General features: G+C 45.3%; 19 protein-coding genes, 1 tRNA gene and 1 pseudogene. 7 read left to right on the forward strand and 14 right to left on the reverse strand.

Features of this window, described 5'->3' with window-relative positions:
* Nucleotides 1-121: 121 nt before the first annotated feature.
* On the forward strand, nt 122-904 hold the full coding sequence (locus QUB20_RS00735) for a calcium-binding protein (protein WP_333242281.1): 783 nt from the start codon (nt 122-124) through the stop codon (nt 902-904).
* Nucleotides 905-1,049: 145 nt separating this feature from the next.
* Complete coding sequence (locus tag QUB20_RS00740; RefSeq protein WP_333242282.1) at nt 1,050-1,655, forward strand: Uma2 family endonuclease; 606 nt, start codon at nt 1,050-1,052, stop codon at nt 1,653-1,655.
* Nucleotides 1,656-1,801: 146 nt separating this feature from the next.
* On the opposite strand, the gene QUB20_RS00745 is transcribed toward QUB20_RS00740, so the two are convergent.
* The 4 genes from QUB20_RS00745 to QUB20_RS00760 form a co-directional block, all read right to left on the reverse strand.
* Nucleotides 1,802-3,436, reverse strand: coding sequence for a hypothetical protein (locus QUB20_RS00745; protein WP_333242285.1), 1,635 nt, complete (start codon nt 3,434-3,436; stop codon nt 1,802-1,804).
* Between the two features lie 69 nt (nt 3,437-3,505).
* A complete protein-coding gene (locus QUB20_RS00750) occupies nt 3,506-3,892 on the reverse strand; it encodes a hypothetical protein (protein WP_333242288.1) in 387 nt (128 codons plus the stop codon).
* An 11-nt stretch (nt 3,893-3,903) separates the two neighbouring features.
* Complete coding sequence (locus QUB20_RS00755; protein ID WP_333242291.1) at nt 3,904-4,866, reverse strand: hypothetical protein; 963 nt, start codon at nt 4,864-4,866, stop codon at nt 3,904-3,906.
* A gap of 26 nt (nt 4,867-4,892) precedes the next feature.
* Nucleotides 4,893-6,092: a hypothetical protein gene (locus QUB20_RS00760; protein ID WP_333242294.1), complete on the reverse strand. Its 1,200-nt coding sequence runs from the start codon at nt 6,090-6,092 to the stop codon at nt 4,893-4,895.
* Between the two features lie 215 nt (nt 6,093-6,307).
* Here QUB20_RS00760 and QUB20_RS00765 point away from each other — a divergent pair, with 215 nt between their 5' ends.
* Nucleotides 6,308-7,708, forward strand: a complete 1,401-nt coding sequence (locus tag QUB20_RS00765; protein ID WP_333242297.1) for an NB-ARC domain-containing protein — start codon at nt 6,308-6,310, stop codon at nt 7,706-7,708.
* 93 nt (nt 7,709-7,801) lie between these two features.
* Here QUB20_RS00765 and QUB20_RS00770 read toward each other — a convergent pair whose 3' ends face one another.
* Both QUB20_RS00770 and QUB20_RS28550 read right to left on the reverse strand, forming a co-directional pair.
* On the reverse strand, nt 7,802-8,029 hold the full coding sequence (locus QUB20_RS00770; protein ID WP_190739090.1) for a type II toxin-antitoxin system HicB family antitoxin: 228 nt from the start codon (nt 8,027-8,029) through the stop codon (nt 7,802-7,804).
* Nucleotides 8,030-8,090: 61 nt separating this feature from the next.
* Nucleotides 8,091-8,261: a hypothetical protein gene (locus tag QUB20_RS28550; protein WP_445299357.1), complete on the reverse strand. Its 171-nt coding sequence runs from the start codon at nt 8,259-8,261 to the stop codon at nt 8,091-8,093.
* A gap of 297 nt (nt 8,262-8,558) precedes the next feature.
* On the opposite strand from QUB20_RS28550, the gene ffh reads away from it, so the two are divergent.
* Nucleotides 8,559-10,010, forward strand: coding sequence for a signal recognition particle protein (ffh, locus tag QUB20_RS00785; protein ID WP_333053300.1), 1,452 nt, complete (start codon nt 8,559-8,561; stop codon nt 10,008-10,010).
* A gap of 398 nt (nt 10,011-10,408) precedes the next feature.
* A pseudogene (locus QUB20_RS00790) lies at nt 10,409-11,037 on the forward strand (Uma2 family endonuclease).
* A 58-nt stretch (nt 11,038-11,095) separates the two neighbouring features.
* Here the strand turns inward: QUB20_RS00790 and lptC are convergent.
* From lptC to QUB20_RS00830, 8 genes are all read right to left on the reverse strand, one after another.
* Nucleotides 11,096-12,292, reverse strand: a complete 1,197-nt coding sequence (lptC, locus tag QUB20_RS00795; RefSeq protein ID WP_333242300.1) for an LPS export ABC transporter periplasmic protein LptC — start codon at nt 12,290-12,292, stop codon at nt 11,096-11,098.
* A 196-nt stretch (nt 12,293-12,488) separates the two neighbouring features.
* Nucleotides 12,489-13,094, reverse strand: a complete 606-nt coding sequence (locus tag QUB20_RS00800; protein ID WP_006631885.1) for a LabA-like NYN domain-containing protein — start codon at nt 13,092-13,094, stop codon at nt 12,489-12,491.
* Between the two features lie 105 nt (nt 13,095-13,199).
* Nucleotides 13,200-14,792 (reverse strand): methionine--tRNA ligase, encoded by a 1,593-nt coding sequence (gene metG / locus QUB20_RS00805; RefSeq protein ID WP_333242303.1) that lies wholly within the window; start codon nt 14,790-14,792, stop codon nt 13,200-13,202.
* A gap of 291 nt (nt 14,793-15,083) precedes the next feature.
* A complete protein-coding gene (locus tag QUB20_RS00810; RefSeq protein ID WP_333242306.1) occupies nt 15,084-15,260 on the reverse strand; it encodes a hypothetical protein in 177 nt (58 codons plus the stop codon).
* A gap of 175 nt (nt 15,261-15,435) precedes the next feature.
* On the reverse strand, nt 15,436-16,578 hold the full coding sequence (hrcA, locus tag QUB20_RS00815) for a heat-inducible transcriptional repressor HrcA (protein ID WP_445299362.1): 1,143 nt from the start codon (nt 16,576-16,578) through the stop codon (nt 15,436-15,438).
* 219 nt (nt 16,579-16,797) lie between these two features.
* Complete coding sequence (locus QUB20_RS00820) at nt 16,798-17,667, reverse strand: alpha/beta hydrolase (protein WP_333242309.1); 870 nt, start codon at nt 17,665-17,667, stop codon at nt 16,798-16,800.
* Between the two features lie 102 nt (nt 17,668-17,769).
* Nucleotides 17,770-17,985 carry a hypothetical protein gene (locus QUB20_RS00825; RefSeq protein WP_333053293.1) on the reverse strand — a complete coding sequence of 72 codons (216 nt, stop codon included), beginning with the start codon at nt 17,983-17,985 and terminating at the stop codon, nt 17,770-17,772.
* Nucleotides 17,986-18,667: 682 nt separating this feature from the next.
* Nucleotides 18,668-19,393 (reverse strand): hypothetical protein, encoded by a 726-nt coding sequence (locus QUB20_RS00830; RefSeq protein ID WP_006631881.1) that lies wholly within the window; start codon nt 19,391-19,393, stop codon nt 18,668-18,670.
* Nucleotides 19,394-20,042: 649 nt separating this feature from the next.
* Here QUB20_RS00830 and QUB20_RS00835 point away from each other — a divergent pair.
* Together QUB20_RS00835 and QUB20_RS00840 are read left to right on the forward strand one after the other, a co-directional pair.
* Nucleotides 20,043-20,594 (forward strand): GNAT family N-acetyltransferase, encoded by a 552-nt coding sequence (locus QUB20_RS00835; protein WP_242725747.1) that lies wholly within the window; start codon nt 20,043-20,045, stop codon nt 20,592-20,594.
* A 326-nt stretch (nt 20,595-20,920) separates the two neighbouring features.
* Nucleotides 20,921-20,994: transfer RNA gene (locus tag QUB20_RS00840), tRNA-Pro, on the forward strand.
* Nucleotides 20,995-21,097 lie beyond the last annotated feature (103 nt).

The raw sequence follows: 21,097 nt of genomic DNA on the forward strand, positions 1-21,097 counted from the left end.
AGGTTGCTTGTCATTAATTGAGAAAATAAAAATTGCAGCCCAAATCCAAATTCTTGCTATTTGGCAATAGAATAATTAAAATGTATAATACAGCTAAGAGGATTTTTGAAAGGACATAGTTATGGCTTTAACGGTTAACAATCTTATTGGCGATGTGACGGGATTTCCTGTATTTGCTGGGGGCGGGCCACGTCTTTTGGCATTCGCTACACCCGATGAGATTAACGTAGGGAATGGAAATTTGGCGTCTTTTCCCTGGGGAGTTTGGGGACTCGATGGCAACGATACTATAGGAGGTTCGTCGGATTCTAACGAACGGCTGTTAGGAAATAACGGCAATGATATTATCGGTGGTGGTGGCGGAAATGACATAATTTACGGCGGGAAAGAGGACGATCGCCTGGATGGAAATGATGGCAACGACCTAGTTAGGGGCGACGCCGGAAATGACCTGATCTTCGGAGGGTTCGGAAACGATATCCTGCGGGGAGGGCAAGGAGACGACGATTTAGAGGGCAATGAGGGCGACGATTTCTTAGCAGGCGATCGGGGAGTTGACGTGCTCACGGGAGGCCTCGGTGGTGACATATTCGTCCTCAGAAGCAACGATGAAGCATTTGGTATAGATGGAGCAGATGTCATTACCGATTTTAACTTCGACGAGGGCGATCGCATCGGTTTGACGGACGGTTTAACAGAACTAGACCTTTTCTTTGAAAACGACAATTTGATTGCTTACGATAACGACGGAATCATCAACGACATGGTGATTGAAAACATATTTACCGGACAGATTGTGGGGATAGTTTTAAACACGGACAACTTTGAACTTATCGGTGCATTTGAACAGGCAAGTCCGTTTGCTTTGGCAGTTAACGGTTCTCAATTCCAGTTTTTGGCTTAGTTATTTGTAGGAAATTAGACGGGCAAGATCCCCCCTAACCCCCCTTAACAAGGGGGGAACAAGAGCGCTCGAAGTCCCCAATTTCTCCCTTTATATATTTTTCGGTTAATCTAAAAGTAGAAATTCAAACTCGAGGAAAGTATATATGACCATTACCACTCACCCCAAATTAACTGCACTCCCGGAACAGCGGTTGATTTTGCCGCTATCAATGACTTGGGAACAGTTCAAAGCTCTGGATTCATTGCTAGAGTACACTCGCAGTGTTCGCTTGTCTTACCTCGACGGATATGTGGAAATTATGACACTTTCGCCGGAACATGAAACCATTAAATGCCTGCTGGCATTGCTGCTAGGTCAGTTTTTTTTAGAAAAAGATATTAGTTTTAGACCGACGGGCAGCGCTACACTCCAAGGAGAAGCAAAAGGCAGCAGCAAGGAACCAGATTTATCTTACTATTTTGGCGAAGACAGGCGGCAGCGAGAAACACCCGATTTGGCGATCGAAGTTGTTTTTACTAGCGGAACTATCAACAAGCTGGAATACTACCGCAGATTTAACGTAGCGGAAGTTTGGTTTTTGGAAGACGGAGTGTTTTCAATTTACCAACTGAACTCAGAGGGTTATGAGCTAGTTTCTCGGAGTATGCTGTTGCCGGATTTGGATCTAGAATTGCTGGGGAGATGCCTGCAAATGTCGGAAGAAAAAGAAGCTTTGAAAGTGTTTCGGGACGCAGTGCGAGGCTGCTAATTATTTGGGAAGTAGAGGGGCGATCGCGCTTTTTGACAAATTGGGGTGTAAGGGCGATCGCACTTTTGTAGTAACTAGGATATCAGCAGCTAGGGTTTGGGCTTAATCTCTGGTAATTTAAAACTTAATTGGTAATATGGATAAAATCAAGGAGTTTCAGTTTTGATTCTGTTGCTTATTAGCGTGTAGTTATTCTGATAAGCAGCCAGCTTTTCTTTAGCTTTAGCTTCGACAAATGTACCTTGAGGAATAGAACTTAACAAGTTGATCGCCTGCTGCAATTTTGATTGAGCATTCTGCCAGACTTCTTTAGGATGAGGTGGATTATTAACCATGACGGCAGCTTCCCATGCTAGTTTTTGGGCGGATTCTAAATTAGTGGCTGCTTTCTGTTCAGTAACAATTCTATTAGTAATCGCCTGATAGTTAGTTCGATAAACACTTAGCTTTTCTTGAGCTTGAGTTGCAACAGGCGAATTGTCGGGAATTGCCTCTAACAATTTGATTGATTCCTGCCACTTCCCTTGTACTTGCTGCCAATTTTCTAGTGGATGAGGTGGATTTTGAGTCATAACGGCAGCTTCCATTGCTAGTTTTTGAGCGGCTGCTAAATTTGTTGCTGTTGGGTCTGGCTGAGGAGCCGGTGTTAAGGTGGGTGAAGGTTCAGAATTTGGTTTTTGCTCCCCAACATTTAGAGGAATTTCCGAATTTGGTATTGTCTGCTGACTCGGTGAAATTTGAAAGGTAGTTTTCCAGCCGATAAAACCCACAACTCCTAGAGTCAGTGTGGATAGTATCAGTATCCAGCCACTTCTACCCCCGCGTCTTTGCTCTGAAAACATGGTACTGTCAATAGTATTTAGAGATTCTCCTGTCTGTGTGGCTCTTTCACTTTGCTTACGACTAGGTTTTTTTTGTTCCTTGCGACGGCGTTCTTTTTCTAGGTGTTTAAGAGATTGTTCAGCCTGTCCTCTTAACCTATTAGCCCGGTCAATTAAAGCATTAGCTTTTTCTTTTAAAGATGCACATTCATTCAAGATAATTCCTAATGTTGTAGTTTGATCCTCATAAGATATAATAAGCCCATGCTCTTCATCAAACCATTCTATCGCAAACACTGATTCCCCAAAGTAAGATATAAAAGCTTTTATGCGCTCAATTGGCTCGACATTACGTTCAAGATTTTGTACGATAGTATCCAGTTTTGGCTGCACCTGTTTTAGCTTTTCTTGAGCTACCTTTATTTGCTGAACTTGTTCCCTTAAAGTTTGCTCTTCATCAAAGTCTATGTGAATTCTTAAGTTTTCATCAATTTGCCTTACTTCTTCTGGGATACTTAGAGATTTCCTTTCCCATTCTAGCTTGATCAATAATTGTGAATCAGTTAAAATATTTTCTGCTATATTCTTTAAACCATCGCCCCACTCAATTAAGTTTTCAACATTTTCTATTAAGTCAGCAAGAGACGTTTCCTTATCTGGATCGCCCAGTTTTTCAAAAAGTAAGCCACTCCCTGCCGATACAAGTGCATCTACTAAAAATCCACCAGGTAGGAACAAGCCGGCAACTGCCCCTAACAAAGGTATCGCTCCCAAAAATCCTTTATTGAATCTCTCATTATTTAATACTTCTTCAAGTTCCTTGCCAATAGTATTTAGTCGCTTTATAAGATTATCTATCTTCCCAATTTCACGTCTGATTTCGCTAGGATTGCCAATAGTAAGTTTCATTGCCTCGGCAATTTCTGGCAGTTGGTTTAGAAGGTTTTCAAGGTCAGCCATGATTTACTCTCCTTTAGAGTGGGGGAATCCCCACTCTAGTTTATCACTAATGGTTTAACAGCTAGCTAATTAAAACTTCCACTCGTGGTGTGGATCGGCGAGAGCAGCCTGCACAGAAGATAAATTAGCCAGTTCTTTAAACGGGCTAGACTTAGCAAGCTCTGTAATCGAATCTAATGCTAATCCCAGTTGCTCATTATTACCAGATGCTATTGCTCGATCGACCACATCGAAAAGTTGATTAAAATTTTGCGATCGTTCATCAAAAGAGCGATCGAGGTACTCCATTAACAAGTCACGTTGAGCTTTAATCTTGGCGAGGCTTTCGTTTTCCCAAGCTTTGATTTCACGGCGCTTTGTTCGCTCTTGTTCAGCGATTTGCTTGTATTCAAAGTAATGTGCAATAAGTTGCTGCAAGGCATCAGCACCGCTAACAAACGCTGCCATTTTGCTCATTGTTAATTTCCTCACAGATTCCGGTATTTTGCTTGAATATTCGCCACGGCCGAATTCAGATTTCCTTGGCTATCTAACACAGGGGTTTTCATAATTTCTACAAGGCTTTTCACCAGTAGGGCTACCTGTTGAAACTTAGCAGCATCTTGAACTCGATCAAAGGGTTGTGATTCAAGTTCGTTGAGAAGTAGAGCAACGCGGCTATCTAACTCAGACACTAATGTACCTAATTCTTTGACTCGCCGTTCGACTTGTCGGATGAAATCTCTAGCCTCTTCAATTTTGGCAACTTCAACGTTAACCTGAGCTTCGTATTCACGTGCTTTCGTTAAAGCTTCCTCACCTTTACCTGCAATTTGGAAACCGCCAACAGCTAAAGCAGGGCCAAGTGCAATACCTCCGAGTACAGCGCCACCTAGTGCCATGCTGCCACCGCCTAACCACGCCGCCACACCAGACATACCGAGTTGAGAAACAGCTACATTGGTACTGAACAAACCAAAAAATTGAGGAACTGCAACTGTCCCAAAAGTTTGCGCCACGCCTACTGCTGTAGCACCAGCAGCCGCGCCTGCCCCTGCAGATGAAGTCACACCTTGGAATACTTCCTGACCTTCCAGCGCGACAGTTTTGTATTCTTTTAGCTGCTGAATTGATATGCCTTCTAGTCCAGCTAAAAATTTCATATCACTTTGGGAAGCTTTCTGGCCAATGCGTTCGATGAAAGCCACAAACCGCCCAATAGTACGATGCCTTACACGAATTTGCAGTTGACCGTAAACTTCTGCTAATCTGTTGGCTGCTTCCCAGTCTACTTTTAGATCGCTGACTGCTTTCTCATGTCGATGTTGGGCTCGTTCTCCTATTTCCTTGCCTTCATTCATTTTGCCCATGCCTTCAGAGCCTTTAACCGATCCATACGCCGCCCCAGCCGCAGCTAAAGCGCCCATAATAAACGGAATTACAAAAATCATAAACCACTCCTTTTATTCCCAGTAAATCAATCACCCAAAGACACATTCAGCTCCCAGTTTTTATCCTTCATCTCTTGATATGAATATGTCAAATCGCCTCGCCTACCGATCTGAATTGTGTAAAACTCTGCTTTTCTTATACCATTCACTTCGATAGAAAATTGGCAGTGGTTATCAGATATTATTTTACCTATGCCTAACTCTCCAGTCGCAATAGTTTCTCCTTTATGATCTTTTACTAGCACCTGCCTACCACTTTTAATATCCCCGTAACCTCCTTTTCCATTACAAAACTGACCCACTCCACCGAAGAAGTCATCCTTGAGTGTTAGTGAGCCTTGAATATTGTGATTGAAGCCTAAAAAAGGTATTCCTTTAAAGGTTAGAGTTGCTAAGACAATAACTCCTACTACAATCAAACGTTTTTGACGATCTGGATTTTCATTAATATAATTTTGACCGATGTCTAACAATTCTTTAAATTTTCGTTCTCTAAGCAGATCAATAATCGGAGTCAATAGATCAGTCAAATTTGCAAATTTATCTGTTGATAATTTTTTTGAATCTGAACTAACCTCTGCCTTTAGCTCAAACTCTCGATTCCAAGCCGGAAAATCCTCACCCGCCTGCTGCCCGTAAACCTTCACAGAAGCGATCGCCCCCGCCTTCAAATTCATCAACTCCCTGCGGACAATCCTGATAGAAGCCTCCTCATCAGGAACCCGATCGCCCTCCAGCATCACCTGCAAACAACCATCTTGCAAACTCGCAGTCGCACTAATCCCCTTATTCTGTAACGGAAAATTTAACAGAGATGCGATCGCCTCCACATCCCCAAGCTTAGCCCGTTCCTTCAAACTAAGCTGATTTGACTCCGTATTTTCACTAGAAATTGCCCGCCCCTCTGTAACATCCGTAACAGGCAACTTTTGCCCCGCCACTTCAAACTCTTGACTCCACGCCGGCACCTTCGCACCTGTCTGTCGCCCGTAAACCTTGACTTTCTCAATCGATGCAGCCCCCAAACCAGCGATCGACTTACTCACCCACACGGCCAAGACTTGCTGACTAGGCGCTTCAGCCGATTCCAGCATCACCTGTAAACAACCATCCTTAAGGGAAGCTGCGGCGGTGATGCCCTTGGCTTGTAGCTGGCGGTTCAGCAGAAGCGCGATCGCCTTTGCATCTCCCTGTTTCGCGAGTTCCAAAATATTCGGTTGTGTCATAACAGGTAGATACAACTAGCGCTGAGCCTAACATTTTCTGCTTTAAGTATAAATTATTTCCTAATTGCCCAAAATTTTCAAGCCATATAAAGTCATATTTAGTAGTTTTTTCCATCCCAAGGAGGTCATAAAAAGTCATATTTAGTTGGTTGCTACTAAAAAAGTCATATTTAGTTGGGTTATAATCTGGTCAACCCCTTGCATATACGTGACCGATGGACGTTGAAGAAGCCTTAAAATTTACAGACCATCTAGCTTTAACTACTACAGGAAAACACTTAGATAGTCTGCAAAAAGCTATACTGCGCGGCGCTTGGGACAATCAGAAATATAAAGAAATTGCACAGCATCACAACCGTTCAGAGAAATATGTTAAAGAAGTTGGCTTTAAATTGTGGAAGCTTATGTCAGTTGCATTAGGTGAGGAACAAGTATGTAAAGCAAACTTTAGAGCTAAATTGGAAAATTTACAAGCTTCTAATATTGTCTCACTTGTCGGGAATGGCTGCATCCATATTGGCAACATCTCTGCTGAAAGTTTGCACTCCCCAGAAGCCTCACAATCTGAACCGCAAGACCAGGATAAATTTAACGAAAAAATAAGCAATTCCGAACCTATACAGCAATTAGACTTATCCGACGCACCCGAAATCTCGACATTTTTCGATCGCACATCCGAACTTTCCACCCTAGAAAACTGGATTTTAAGCCGCACCCGCCTCATCACCATCCTCGGCTTATCCGGTATTGGCAAAACCGCCCTTACCCTCCAACTAATCCCGCAAATTCAACACGAATTCGACTGCATCATCTGGCGAAGCCTCCGCAACGCGCCACCCCTCCAAACACTCGAAACCGACTTAATTCAATTCTGTAGGGGCGGTGCCCCCGTGCCCGCCCCCGAAGAAAGGGCAACCACGGGGGGATTGCCCCTACAATATTTGCGATCGCACCGCTGTCTCATCATTCTCGATGACGTGCAAACAATCTTCAGCAGCCAACAACTAGCAGGAAACTACCAACCTGGCTATGAAAACTACGGCGCATTCTTCAAACAAATAGCAGAATCATGCCACAACAGTTGCCTAATTTTGATTAGTTGGGAAAAACCCAGAGAAATTGCTGCCTTAGAAAGCAACCCAAAAAATTGTCAAACATTGCAACTCAATGGTTTAGGCGAACCAGCGCGAGAAATATTTATAGAAAAAGGTTTACTTGAATCAGAAAAATGGTCAGAATTGATTGAACTTTACAACGGAAATCCATTGTGGTTGAATACAGCAGCCGCTGCAATTCAAGACTTATTTAACGGCAATATTTCTGAATTTTTATCCTATGATAGCCTAGTTTTAGGAGACTTAGAATATTTATTTCACCAACATTTTCAGCGTTGGTCAGACAGCGAAAAACAAGTAATGTCCTGGTTGGCAAATCAAAACAAAGCAGTTGAAATTTCCAAAAAACCAGCCCTTCTGGAATTGTCCCCTTCAGAATTCCTCAAAGCCGTCGAATCCTTGAGACGGAGGTTATTAATCGAAAAAGTCCAAAAGGGCGATCGCACCCTCTTCCAACTCCAACCAGCGATCGCAGAATACATAAAAACCAACATCAAATAACTTCAAAACATCCAAATATAAAAACAATCGCCCTTCTACATAAAAGAGCGATCGCCTGTTTTTTTGGGAAGGGCGATCGCTTCAAATCAATAATCAAGCAAACAGCAAGTTTTCTACTAGAGTTTTAGGTTCTGGGAGAGATTTACCATCTACCTGATATTCTTCAACTAAAAGCTCTAATACCTCTACTGCATTCTGCAAAGCTTCTTCGTAGGTATCTCCATGAGTGTGGAACTGCTGAGATGGAAAATCAGGTAAGTGAACTAGGTAGCAGTTATCTTCATCCGACCATTGAATAACAATTATATAAGGTAATTTCATGATTCAGGTTCCTCTTCTTCAATTGCTTTCAATATTCCAATTTTTCGATTAACTTCTCTCTCTAAATACAGTTTCGCATCATCCCCATCATTTCCAGCAAGGGTAATTGGTTCATGATAGTAGTAAAGGATGAACCCATCTTGTATGGCTGCCTTTTGCCGAACGATAAGTAAACCCAGCTTTTAGCAGCAGGCTTTTGAGCTCTCGAATCTTTTTGGGCATAAGCAGACATTAAAATTGTGGCAAGGTGACGGAAATACTTTAATCCTATTCCAGAAAGTAGGGTTTGTCAAAACGTACCCTACTACATTAATTTGAATTAGTTTCAGCATCAATCCGCGTAAAAACTCACATCTTATAGCAGTTTTAGGAACAGGCAAGATGCCTGTTCCACAACACATGAATAATTTGCTTGTGGGTTGGGCTTCTAGCCCGCCCTGAAAGGATTATTGAAAAATTAGCAAAACATTAATCCAAACAGCCCCATTTAGCCTTAAAATTAAAAAGACTGACTAGCCAACAATGCCCTATGTTTGAAGCCCTTGCCGATCGACTCGAATCCACCTGGAAAAAACTGCGCGGACAAAATAAAATCTCCGAGTCCAACATCCAAGACGCGCTCAAAGAAGTCCGCCGCGCCCTCCTGGAAGCCGATGTCAACCTCCAAGTCGTCAAAAACTTCATCTCAGAGGTAGCGGCAAAAGCACAAGGCGCAGAAGTCGTTTCAGGCGTCCGTCCCGACCAACAATTCATCAAAATCGTCCACGACGAACTCGTGCGCGTCATGGGGGAAACCAACGTACCCCTAGCCACCGCCGACTCCGGGCCCACAGTTATCCTGATGGCTGGTTTGCAAGGAACCGGGAAAACCACAGCTACCGCCAAACTAGCACTCCACCTCCGCAAGCAAAATCGTACCGCACTGCTAGTCGCAACCGACATTTATCGACCAGCCGCGATCGACCAATTGCTGACCCTTGGCAAACAAATAGACGTACCAGTATTTGAATTAGGCAAAGACATTGACCCCGTAGAAATTGCCCGCCAAGGCATCGAACACGGTAAACAAATTGGCATTGATACCATCATCGTCGATACAGCAGGCCGCCTGCAAATCGACCAAGACATGATGGCAGAATTGGGCCGCATCAAACAAACAGTACAACCCCACGAAACGCTGTTAGTTGTTGATGCCATGACCGGCCAAGAAGCAGCAAATTTAACCCGCACCTTTCACGAACAAATCGGCATTACCGGCGCAATCTTAACCAAATTAGACGGCGACAGCCGCGGCGGTGCAGCCTTATCCGTGCGGCAAATATCCGGCGCGCCGATTAAATTTGTCGGCGTCGGCGAAAAAGTGGAAGCCTTGCAACCATTTTATCCCGATCGCATGGCATCGAGAATACTAGGCATGGGCGATGTCTTGACGCTAGTAGAAAGGGCGCAAGAAGAATTCGACATCGCCGATGCCGAAAAAATGCAAGAGAAAATGCTCACGGCAAAGTTTGACTTTACCGACTTTCTCAAACAAACCAGACTGTTAAAAAATATGGGTTCCCTCGGCGGCATCATGAAAATGATTCCGGGGATGAACAAACTTTCAGACGAACAAATGCGGCAGGGAGAAGTGCAGCTAAAACGCACCGAAGCCATGATTAATTCGATGACAGTTGAAGAACGCCGCAATCCCGAACTTTTAGCAAGTTCTCCATCCCGCCGCCGCCGCATCGGCAAAGGCGCCGGCTACGCTGAAAACGACGTAACAAAGCTCGTCAGCGACTTCCAGAAAATGCGTACCATGATGCAGCAAATGAGTCAAGGCAACTTTACAGGAATGGGAGGATTGCCGGGAATGCCGGGAATGCCTGGAATGGGCGGCCCCGGAGGAATGCAGCCCGGTTCCCGTGGCTATATGGGTGCCCAGCAGAAGAAGAAAAAGAAAAAAGATAAGCCTAAAAAAGGTTTCGGACAGTTGTAAAAAGCATCTGATATATTGCAAAATTGTCAACAATGTAGGGGCGGGTTCACCAACCATCTTTGAAACAAATCAAACAATCTGATAAACCCGCCCTCCCCCGCACGATGTCAAAAACCTGTAGGGGCGGGTTCACCAACCATCTTTGAAACAAATCAAACAATCTGATAAACCCGCCCTCCCCCGCCAGAATTTACATCCATATTTTAGCCAACAAATTCACGGTACATTTGTAATTTGGGTGGGCGGTACCTTGGTATTTTTGGTTGGGTTGGGGCGGGTTTATTATATTGATTGATGTTTGTCAGACATGGTTGGTGAACCCGCCCCTACAGAATTTATGTCTATTAGTTTTAGGTTTTTTGTGACCTATTTCTACCTAAAAAAGCGAACAATTGAATATGGTACAAACAATTACTCAACCAGAAACTATATCTATAGAATTGCCAAATGCGATCGCCCTTTTTGTCACAGGCGAACAATTCGATATCCTAGCATTGGCAAATCCCGACTTGAGATTAGAAAGAACCGCAGAAGGAGAATTAATAGTGAATCCACCCACCGGTGGAGAATCAGGCAGCAGCAACCTCAGCATCAGCGCACAACTCGGCAACTGGTGTGACGCAAAGGACGATTTAGGAGAAGGTTTTGACTCTTCTACTGGATTCATCCTCCCTAACGGTGCTCGCCTTTCTCCCGACGCTTCCTGGGTGAGTCGAGCTCGCTGGGAAGCATTAACTGCAAAAGAAAGAAAAGGCTTTGTTCCGCTGTGTCCAGACTTTTTAGTAGAATTGCGTGAAGCGAAGCTATCCCGTAGGGAATCGGCCTCCGACAGTCTCTCCACCCTGCAAACTAAAATGCGGGAATATATCGACAACGGGGCGAGATTGGGCTGGTTGATTGACCCGCAAAATCGGCGGGTAGAGATTTACCGACAGCAGGCAGAAGTAGAAATATCGATCCAGCCGAGTTGTCTGGCGAAGATGTATTGCCGGGATTTGTATTGAATTTGAGGCGAGTGTGGCGATAAACAGCATTCATACAGCGTTCATGCGTCCCTCTGCCAACATCTGCGGTTGCAATCCCATCTACTCTCCCAAAGTTCCCTGATACTCATCCGGTACAAATTCCGTAACCACTTGGCCGCCACCACCGTCGCCTTTAACAATCACAGTTTGATTTTTCAACTCTCCCGCCGCCCTCGGCCCAGTCAAATTAAACACCGGATTTAGCTGCCGATAAACCACATTTCCTTCTGCATCAAAAGTCTGATTAGTTAAATACCACGTTACGCGATCGGTATTTAATTGAGATTGACGTTTTTCCCCAATTCCTACCACATTTCCCGTCAAATAAAAAACTTTTTTCTCTAAATCTCCCCGCCCCGTATCCCCAGTCATCGTCACCTTTTCCACGCGGTGAAAAACCTTCACAGGCCCAGGCGACACCACAGATTGCGCCGGAAAATTCCAACTCATCAAACTGCTTTCTATTTGCAGCGGCGGATCAGAAGGCATCAACTGAGCGTTTTTTGTCAGCGTCGCAATCTTGGTTTTTAAGTCTACATCTACTTGGTCGGCAAAACCGCTGTCTGTTACTATTTTATCTTTGTATCTGTCAATTTGAGTAGGTTTGGTGCTGTTTACCTTTTGTTGATCCATAAACCACACTAAGTGCTCGGTTCGCAATTGCAAAACCGGATCTTTAACATTCGCCACCACAGAGCCGAATAACTCCATCCTCTTAGCCCTAGTGAAAACCCGCGCTTCCTTCGCTGAAGCCGTCACCTGTTTGTTCTCTCCCGTCAAATTGTTGCGGACAACTAAAACATCCTCCTTTGGCCGCCACTCCAACTCATTTCCCCGCAAGACCACTCCATTTTTCAGGTCAGTAGCGACTATGTTACCTTTGAGAAAAACTTGATTTCCTTCCTGAAATACCTGGCCAGTTTCTCCCTGAATATCGTAAATTTCTTTGCCATCTTGAAACAATTTGCCTACAGGTTTCTGAACGTTAACTATTTTTTTGTCTTTGCTGTAAACGGCATTTTGTGAGTTGACTTTCCAGAACGTCTCGCCCTTTTCGTTTGCTTGTTCTAGAGTTACTTTGTTTAAAGTTAAAGTGCTGTTTGACTGTTGAGCAGTTTGGAGATCCTCAGCTAATTTGTTCTTTTGAGTCTCTTGCGGAACTGCACAAGCACCAATCCCCAAAATCAGTGCTGCTAAAAATAGCAGCCTCAATTTTGGGGAGTTGAGATTGGGAATTTGGGATGGGAGATGAATCATTGGGAATAGGGAATTGATAATAGGTAATTGGGAATGGGAATGGGGAATTGGTAATTGATAATTGGGTCGTGAAAAACACTTAATCAAAAATTAAAAATGTGTCATGCTTTGTCTAAATTTTTAACTTCTAATTCTCAATGATTCAACCCATTAATCATCACCTATTAACCCTTACCAATTACCCATTACCAAATCCCTATCTGTCGTCGTGTTCCTCCATCAAGCTCAAACCAGACAAAGGGCGGTAAGCATAATTAGGGCGCGATGTTTTTTGGATGTCGTCCTTAATCATTTCCAAATCGATATAGCGATCGGCTACATTAATCAAACTGTCGCTCGTCATCGATCGCAAACTCACCACCTCTACCCGCACACCGCGATAGCTCACAGCGTCTACAGCATAAGCCAAATCGCCGTCACCGCTCACCAAAACCGCCGTGTCGTAAGACCCGACTAAAGCCATCATATCCACAGCGATTTCTACATCCAAATTCGCCTTCTTAGAACCATCTGGCAACTGTACCAAATCCTTAGAAATCACCCGGTAGCCGTTGCGGCGCATCCACAGCAAAAACCCCTGCTGTTTCTCGTTAGTGCGATCGACACCCGTGTAGAAGAAAGAGCGCAGCAGCCGCGATCCCGCAGTTAAACGGCACAGCAGCTTAGTGTAATCAATCTCAATTCCTAACTGCAAAGCCGCGTAAAAAAGGTTAGAACCGTCAATAAAAATTGCCACTCTACCACGATTTTCTAGTACCTGTTCCGGCGTAAAAAGGTCGTTGCTTTCTATTCTATTCAACATGATTGTTATGCCTCGATTTTTATGAAAGATTGGTAAGGAAATAACTGCTAATTCGTAGTCTGTCATCACACCCAGAGCGCTGGCTGCCAACTATGAAGGTACTGTTTACAGCAGTTCGAGCCGCTTAAAAACAGGTTGGGGTTCCCCCAGAGTTTGGTTTGCCGGCAAAGCGCCCCAGGCAGCATGAGCTGCAAAATTCGCTAAACTGTTAACTGTAACCCGATCGTTAAAGTCAATTGAAAAACCTAGCTGTTGATAGATAGCGTTGCTGATATTGGGAATAATGGGCGATAAAAGGTAAGATGCTAGTCTAACAGATTCCAGAACAGAATATAGCACTTGTTCAACACTTTCGATCTGTCCCTGCTTGTACAAACTCCAAGGTGCTTGCACGTCAATAAACTTGTTCCCGGCTCGCACTAATGCAAGCACGGCTTCGCAAGCCTTGCTAAAAGCCAACTCTTCGTAAAAACCCGCTACTCGATCGCCCAAATCCAGGCTCATAGCCTTGAGAAGGTTATCGCCCTCAATGTTTTCTCCCAACACATTTGGTACGCAGGCACCGCAATATTTGCGAGCCATGTTTAGGGTACGATTAAGCAAATTCCCCAAATCATTTGCTAGCTCAGCATTCAATATATTGATAAACCGAGTTTCGTTAAAATCGCCGTCCTCTCCGAACTCAATTTCTTTAAGGAAATAGTAACGTACTGCGTCAGCGCCGTATTTGTTGACCAATTCGACAGGGTTTAAAGTATTACCCTCCGTTTTCCCCATTTTTTTGCCGTCTTTGGTCAAAAACCCGTGTGCGAAAACGCGACCCGGCACCAGTAGATTCGCTGACATCAGCATTGCCGGCCAGTAAACTGCGTGGAAGCGAAGAATATCTTTGCCGATCAAGTGCAAGTCAACCGGCCACCATTTAGATAAAGCATTCTCCAAAATCGGGTCGCTGTCAGGATCTAGCAAGGCGGTGACGTATCCCAGCAAAGCGTCAAACCACACGTAGATGCTGTGACTGGGGTCAACTGGCATTGGCAGACCCCATGCGAGATTCACTCTAGAAATGGAAAAGTCTTGCAGTCCAGAGTTGACGAAACTGAGCACTTCGTTGCGTCGGCTTTCCGGCGCGATGAAGTCGGGACGTTCTGCGTACAATGCCAGCAGTTGGTCTTGATACCGTGACAGACGGAAAAAGTAATTTTCCTCGTCGCGCCACTCAACTTCCTTGCTGGTGTGGACAGAGCACCGATTTCCCGGCAACAATTCCCGTTCATCCTTAAATTCTTCACAGGAGACGCAGTACCAGCCTTGTTGCTGGTTCAAGTAGATGTCGCCGGAGTTCCAGACGCGCTGGAAAAATTCTTTGACAATGTACTCGTGACGCCGCGAAGTTGTGCGAATGAACCGATCGTACTGGATATCGAGTTGCTCCCACAGCGTCTCAAACGCCGGAACCACTGAATCGCAGTGAGCTTGGGGCGATCGTCCCAAACTCTCGGCTGTCCGCTGAATTTTCTGCCCGTGTTCATCCGTCCCCGTAACCAGCAAAACAGATTTTCCCCGCAGCCGCTCAAATCGCGCTAGGGCATCCGCAGCCATAGTCGTATAAGCGCTGCCAACGTGAGGTAAATCGTTTACATAATACAGAGGCGTTGTTATCGCAAAGGTATTCTTAGTTTTATCAGTCGATTTCATTGAATGCTAAAAGAAAATTCCCTAAATTTCGTTTCGATCTTAACTCAGCGGTTAAATTTTTTATGGAGTGGCAATCAAGCCAAATTCACTGCAAGTTATTTGCAATTGTCTAACCCGGGCTATTCCCAAAAGAAATATTGCTTTCCTATCCACACTAATCTTTTTTAGTTGTTTTTGACGAACTCTCTAAAATGTCTTAATATTTTGACATTCTGCTGCCTTGGGAATCGACGCTCCTGGGGTACGCGGCTCATCTATTCATTGGTCATAGCCGCTATCCCTAGAGCGGTTTTAGCAGCCCACCCGGTTGGCAACAAAACTCGTCAGTTGGGCTGCTAAACCCGCCGTTCGACTAACGATCCGCAGCCACTTTCTGTGAATGCCCGATCGCTCACCATCGCCATCTCTTTCTCGCGATCGCTGGAAAGTCGATCGCCCGCAACTCCTGCCACTTTCCGAGCCACTCATGGACACAGAAACCGGGTTGTTTACAAAACTCTCTTGTCAACTGCCAAGCTTTAGTTTCTTGCCCCAAAAAGAGTATAAAAGCCTAGTTTTTTTGTCACAAAACCCGGTTTTTAAAGGTTGTGAGTACATCCACAGACAATAAAACCCCAAGCCAATTAAGCTTGGGGCTATCAAATTAGGGTGCATCTAACAAAGGATTATCCGATCGCCCTCGATCCCCATCAGGAAAACCAACTCGATTTCCGCCAATAGCTTCTGACAAATAATCCGCCGCAGCTTCCACAACCGCGATCGCATTTTCGTAAACCATCCGCGTCGGCCCCAAAACCCCAACACTACCCACCGGCACCGATCCCCGGCGGTAAGTCGAAGAAATCAGAGTACAGCCACGAATCGGTTCTAAAGAATTTTCCGAACCAATACGCACCGTTACCCGCTTGCCGGGGGTGTCTAACTCCGGCGATTCAAAAATCAAAGGCCAAAGCAGTTCCTGCTCTTGTTCGAGCAATTGCACCAGGGTTTGAACTTGCTGCAACTGCGAAAACTCTGGCAAGCGCAGCGCTTCTGCTAAACCGCCGATCAGAATCCGCGTGTAGGTTGGATTGCTTTGGCGGCTGCTCAAAGCAGTCAGCATAGTTCCCATCCACTCAGCGTACAGCTCAAAGTCGCGGTCTAACTCGCTCCAGTCTACAGCCGAGAGTTCCGAGAGCGATCGTCCCCGCAACTTGCTGTTCAAAAAATTCGACAAAATCTGCAACTGGCGATCGACGATTTCGGCATCAGGCGTGTTACCTTCTGCATCCCTCGGCAACTGCACCAAAACCGACTGAGTTTCGTAGGCATCCGTCACCACTATCAGCATCACCTTTCCCGGCTCTAGCTGCACCAGTTGCAAGTGGCGCAAGCAAGCCATATTGGTTTGCGGTATGGTGATCATGGCTATGTAACCGCTGATAGTTGCCAGGATTTGAGCAGCGCCGCGGAGTGCCGCGTCCATGCGACCATCCGACCAATTGAGTTGGTCTAGTACCTGTTCCACCTTGCGGGCCAGCGTATCAGACGGCTGAATCAACTGGTCTACATAAATTCGGTAGCCGGAGTCAGAGGGGACTCGTCCTGCCGAAGTGTGGGGCTGATAAAGCAGTCCAGCTTTTTCAAGAGTCCCCATCGCATTGCGAATTGTAGCTGGGCTGACGCTGAGGTTGAATTCGTCAGCCAAAGCTTTTGAGCCAACGGGTTCCGCTGTTGCTATGTAGTGGCGAACCGTTGCCCAAAGGATGTGTTGTTGCCGATCGGTGAGGTTAACGCGCACAGATATTTAAGCAGAATTAGAATTTAGAGTTGAAAGTCGCTATATTAATCGAAACGTCTGTACCAAAAGGGCGATCGGGCAGACTTACCTCTTTAAACATAACAGATTTTAGGTTAAGGAAGAAGTCAGTTGTTATTGGTTATTGGTTATTGGTTATTGGTTATTGGTTATTTGTAAGTTCTAACGCCCCATGCCCCATGCCCCATGCCCCATGCCCCATGCCATCTAATCATGTTCTTTCAGAATATTTTGCAGGTAACTAGCCACTGCATCCGGCTGTTCCACCATTGCCAAATGGCCACAATCGGGAAGCTGAAGGACATTCTCGCCACAACCTTGGAACATCCAGTGAAAGCTAGCCAAATGCAGCACGTATTTTGGTTCCATAATTTTGTCTTTAGTGCCAGCAATAAAATAAACAGGCTGCTTGAGTTGGGACACAATTTGTGGCAAGAGGTGAATCTGGGCTTCTGTGGTGGAGTCCAACAAAGCCCCCAAAGCTGCCTCTGGATGAGCTCCCACGAAATCTATTAAGCGCTGCCGTCCCCAGGATCTGCCGATCGAGCGGGCTACAGAATCGCGGGCAAACACGTAATCTGCTAACGGCAACCGAGGCAGCCAGCCGGGACGCATTGTCACTAGCTGCTTGCCTACCGCTCGAAACCGCTCGAATTCTTCCTTAAGATAGATGCCGCCCCCTGCATTGATGCAGACCACGCCTTTAACGCGATCGGAGAATTTGCTGGCTCCCCAAAGGGCGATCGTACCGCCCAGAGAGTGTCCCACCAGCCAAGCAGAAGATATATCGAGTTTTTCGAGTAAAATTTCCAAATCGCGAGCGTAAGCTGCCGGAGTGTAGCAGGAATTTAGCGGTTCGGAATGCCCATGATGAAGGCCACCGTCGGATTGAGAATCGCCAAACCCCCGCAAATCGTAGGTAAGGCACTGATAGTTTGATGCCAAGCGATCGGTCAAAGGTTGCCAGTAGTGGCGGCTTAACAGCCAGCCGTGGACAAATACCAGAACCGGGGAAGTTGAAGTCGGAGCCGTCAAATCGTAAGCGTGCCGAACCCCTAGGATGTCGATTGTTGCCATACTTTTATCCTACCCGCTCCATAAGACCGATGTAAACCTATGTATAGCCTTTCTCAGAAAGAGAGAGTACGCCGAAATCCTGTGTTCTCAAGCTTTTTCAGTTCAATTGTTTACCTCATCTACCCAACAAGCGCTATAAGTTAAGTCAAAAATACTCAACTTTATCGATTTACCGCTTACTTCCTGGTGCAACGCGCGGTCGCTGACGCTACTTTTGTCCACTGCACGGGCAATCTTGGCATAGCTTGCCCTTTTATGCGATCGGCCGAGAATAAATATTCCTTCAAACCAGCGTTCTATGTTTTTTGCAGTATTCAAATTTCTCTCTGCTGTATGAGCGCAATTGCGACATAAATCAACGCGATTTTTTAAGGGTATTTTGTGGCAATAATTTTTCCAAAATTGGTCGATTTGAAAGTTGTTAACTCTCGGTGTTCCAGTGTCAAATTATATTTTTTTTGTAGGTTACTTACAAAATAAATTCGTACTTCCTACCTTCAACTATTCAACCAACTAAATTTTTAGCATACAACAATTTATTTAATCTCTTAATTCTCTAGCTAGCGTTACCTATCGCTAGTTTTGGGCGAGGTGATACATAATTTTATGGAGCGCATTTTTGCGGATATTTGCGACTTTTGCCTGTAGTCCCGCGATCTTATTTAAGTAAATAGGCGCTGTAAAACTTAAAAAGATTGACAACATCGTTTCGGCGTGTCCCATGTTTATGAGAACCGCTATCTACACTCGTTTGTACGAAAAATGTTGCCGAGCTTTTTATCCTATCTCACTGGAAAACTTCTGCAAACTAATGTCTATAGCAATCCTAAATGATTCGTGTAATTCTTGTAGGGGCTCTCCCCACGCCCGGTTGCCCCGATGCAGGCTGGGGTAGGCACGGGGAGGAGGGGTAGCACTACCCCTACATATTTTTACAAATGATGCGAGGATTGCTATACTTATAGAAATCGAGTTATTTAGGGATCATCGGCAGCTTGCCCTAAAATCGCTCGCCTAGCAATCTTTGTCGCACCCCCTCAGCGATTTTCTGCCCCAGATATTCGGGAATTAAACTTTCATTGGGCCCCAACAAATAGAGAATTAGGCGAGTTCGCCCCCGCCAAACTAGCAAATTAGCATTTACGACCAACAAATCCTCTTGCCAGATGGCATACATAACTTTGTAAAAAAGTCCAGGTTGATTATCGGCTTCAATCAGCAAAGCTGGCAAGTGGAAAACCGGATCGACGTAGAATTCAGTTGCCACATCTTCTAAACCCGCGTCTAAATTAAATTCCACCGCCAACATCTCTTCAACCTCAAAATGCCCCGCCAATGCCTCTCGAACCGCCCTACAGACGTTTTCTGCTGTTTTATCTGCCAGTACCTTGCCACCGCGAGATACGACCAATTTGATAAATACCAGCATGGGCGGGTAAATTTGACCGTACAGACTCAGACTGTGAATTGTCAGCCCGTAGGCCGCGAGCACTCCAAAAATATCGCTCAATAGAAAAGACTGGTTCCGGTAAGCAAAATGCAGGGCACTTTTGTTACCTTCGGCTCGGATTTCGATGACTGCTTGCCGAGTTTTGTAAAGCTGGTAAGCTAATTTGAGGTTTTGCAACTGGATTTCGCTGCTGACAAATTGCTCATAAAACTGCGGAAACGCTCGGTTAAAGCGCTTGAGAAGTTCTAGTGTAGATGGTTTTAAACCCGAAGCCATAATTGAGGAGAAGGTGCGGGAGATATACTAGGTATTGACTCTTCCATGCCTTATGGCAATGGGATTTTCGATTCGACGATTCGACTTAAATTGTGCCCGTCTCCTCACTAAAAGCAAAAGTCAAATCTGTCAATCGATTTTAGATTTTAGATTTTAGATTTTAGAGGCGACCCCACGGATAAATGCGGGGGCTCTTCTGATTTTCGATTTTCGATTTTGGATTGATTCCACGGATAAATCCGGGGGCTTGTACCATCAAGAAATTCGTGGTCAGAGAACTTATCACGAGAATGTCACCGTTGCGCCATTCCAGTGGTATTTTCCACCAAGGGTATAAGTTCCGGCGCGATCGGCGGCACTCAAAAGAAGCATTTCCCAAAATGCCTCTGTCCTGGTTCGGCAACAAATTTTACCTTAAAAGCGGGTTGTCTGGGCACTGGCTAGCAGAACAGTTCTACCAGACTTGACAGAATAAAAAAAGCGCAGACTCAATGTTGGACGACAAATCCCTGTTTTCGGCGTAAGATGAGTGTACCGTAAACTGTTCCTCAAGAGGCTACCGGCAATTGATCCTACGCCGATCGGAGTGGGTTTATATGTCTGGTTCTCTTTCTCGTCGTCCAACTTCTACTACCTTAACCGCGCCTGCATGGGTTTTTGGAAAAACTTATTTAGTAGTTCTGAGTCTGCCTCTGTACCCCAAACAGCGGATTTTGAGGAAGATGTGGCTGTTGGGTTAGGCGATCCGCTTTCCCCAACGTTTCGCAAGCCCGCCAGCGGAAACGCTCGCATCTTTTTCAGTTGCGATCGGGACATTGACCTCTACGAACTCGAAGAACTTTGTAATGCAGTGGGTTGGTCCCGCCGTCCCCTGCGTAAAGTCAAAAAAGCTATTGTGCACAGCTTCCTAGTCGTCTCTATGTGGGAGATGCGGGGCAGCCAGCGACGGCTGGTGGGTTTCGCCAGAGCGACTTCAGACCATGCTTTTAATGCCACGCTTTGGGATGTGGTAGTTCATCCCGACTACCAGGGCAAAGGCATGGGCAAGGCGCTGATGAAATACATCATTAAAAAACTCCGCAGTGAAGATATCAGCAACATTACCTTATTTGCTGACCCTCAAGTGGTGGATTTTTACCGCAATTTGGGCTTTATGTCCGATCCAGAGGGGATTAAAGGTATGTTTTGGTATCCTGATTAGCGAGCGAGGTGCAGGTCGGCGTTGATTTGTTGAGGATCTACAATACAATATTGACGCTGCCAACACCGACTGCACCTGTGCGCTGCCCTCAGTTACGCTTGGATGTATCCCGGCATCAGGGCAGTTATAAAGCTGTGCAAGTATTGTCAGTCGATTTGAGCAGATCGCGATAGGAGTCAGGGGGTGGTATCGGTTTTTGGGTGGCGTCAAACCGCACAACCTGAAAAAAACTTCGCCTTAGCTCCATCGAGAGCTAAATATTTAATAAAGCTTGACAAGCAAGCGGTTTTGTGTGTTAATGGTTAGAGGTTAGCTAACTATAACACCGGGATGTAGCGCAGCTTGGTAGCGCGCCTGCTTTGGGAGCAGGATGTCGCAGGTTCAAATCCTGTCATCCCGATCGCACAATGTTAAATAATAGATTGAAGCAGAACTGTCTCTGATGTTTACATTTCGTCAAAATGAAAACAAATTGAGGCAGTTTTTGCCGATCGTGTGAAAGC

Source organism: Microcoleus sp. B4-C2 (assembly GCF_036705265.1).
GTDB lineage: Bacteria > Cyanobacteriota > Cyanobacteriia > Cyanobacteriales > Microcoleaceae > Microcoleus.

Excerpts from the sequence above, each read along its gene's own strand:
- metG (WP_333242303.1), bottom strand. The coding sequence starts at position 14,792 with ATGAAATCGACTGATAAAACTAAGAATACCTTTGCGATAACAACGCCT.
- lptC (WP_333242300.1), bottom strand. The coding sequence starts at position 12,292 with ATGATTCATCTCCCATCCCAAATTCCCAATCTCAACTCCCCAAAATTG.
- QUB20_RS00830 (WP_006631881.1), bottom strand. The coding sequence starts at position 19,393 with ATGGCTTCGGGTTTAAAACCATCTACACTAGAACTTCTCAAGCGCTTT.
- QUB20_RS00750 (WP_333242288.1), bottom strand. The coding sequence starts at position 3,892 with ATGAGCAAAATGGCAGCGTTTGTTAGCGGTGCTGATGCCTTGCAGCAA.
- QUB20_RS00835 (WP_242725747.1), top strand. The coding sequence starts at position 20,043 with ATGGGTTTTTGGAAAAACTTATTTAGTAGTTCTGAGTCTGCCTCTGTA.
- QUB20_RS00810 (WP_333242306.1), bottom strand. The coding sequence starts at position 15,260 with ATGAGTGGCTCGGAAAGTGGCAGGAGTTGCGGGCGATCGACTTTCCAG.
- QUB20_RS00760 (WP_333242294.1), bottom strand. The coding sequence starts at position 6,092 with ATGACACAACCGAATATTTTGGAACTCGCGAAACAGGGAGATGCAAAG.
- ffh (WP_333053300.1), top strand. The coding sequence starts at position 8,559 with ATGTTTGAAGCCCTTGCCGATCGACTCGAATCCACCTGGAAAAAACTG.
- QUB20_RS00820 (WP_333242309.1), bottom strand. The coding sequence starts at position 17,667 with ATGGCAACAATCGACATCCTAGGGGTTCGGCACGCTTACGATTTGACG.
- QUB20_RS00745 (WP_333242285.1), bottom strand. The coding sequence starts at position 3,436 with ATGGCTGACCTTGAAAACCTTCTAAACCAACTGCCAGAAATTGCCGAG.
- QUB20_RS00735 (WP_333242281.1), top strand. The coding sequence starts at position 122 with ATGGCTTTAACGGTTAACAATCTTATTGGCGATGTGACGGGATTTCCT.
- QUB20_RS00800 (WP_006631885.1), bottom strand. The coding sequence starts at position 13,094 with ATGTTGAATAGAATAGAAAGCAACGACCTTTTTACGCCGGAACAGGTA.
- QUB20_RS00740 (WP_333242282.1), top strand. The coding sequence starts at position 1,050 with ATGACCATTACCACTCACCCCAAATTAACTGCACTCCCGGAACAGCGG.
- QUB20_RS00770 (WP_190739090.1), bottom strand. The coding sequence starts at position 8,029 with ATGAAATTACCTTATATAATTGTTATTCAATGGTCGGATGAAGATAAC.
- QUB20_RS00755 (WP_333242291.1), bottom strand. The coding sequence starts at position 4,866 with ATGATTTTTGTAATTCCGTTTATTATGGGCGCTTTAGCTGCGGCTGGG.
- QUB20_RS00765 (WP_333242297.1), top strand. The coding sequence starts at position 6,308 with ATGGACGTTGAAGAAGCCTTAAAATTTACAGACCATCTAGCTTTAACT.
- QUB20_RS28550 (WP_445299357.1), bottom strand. The coding sequence starts at position 8,261 with ATGTCTGCTTATGCCCAAAAAGATTCGAGAGCTCAAAAGCCTGCTGCT.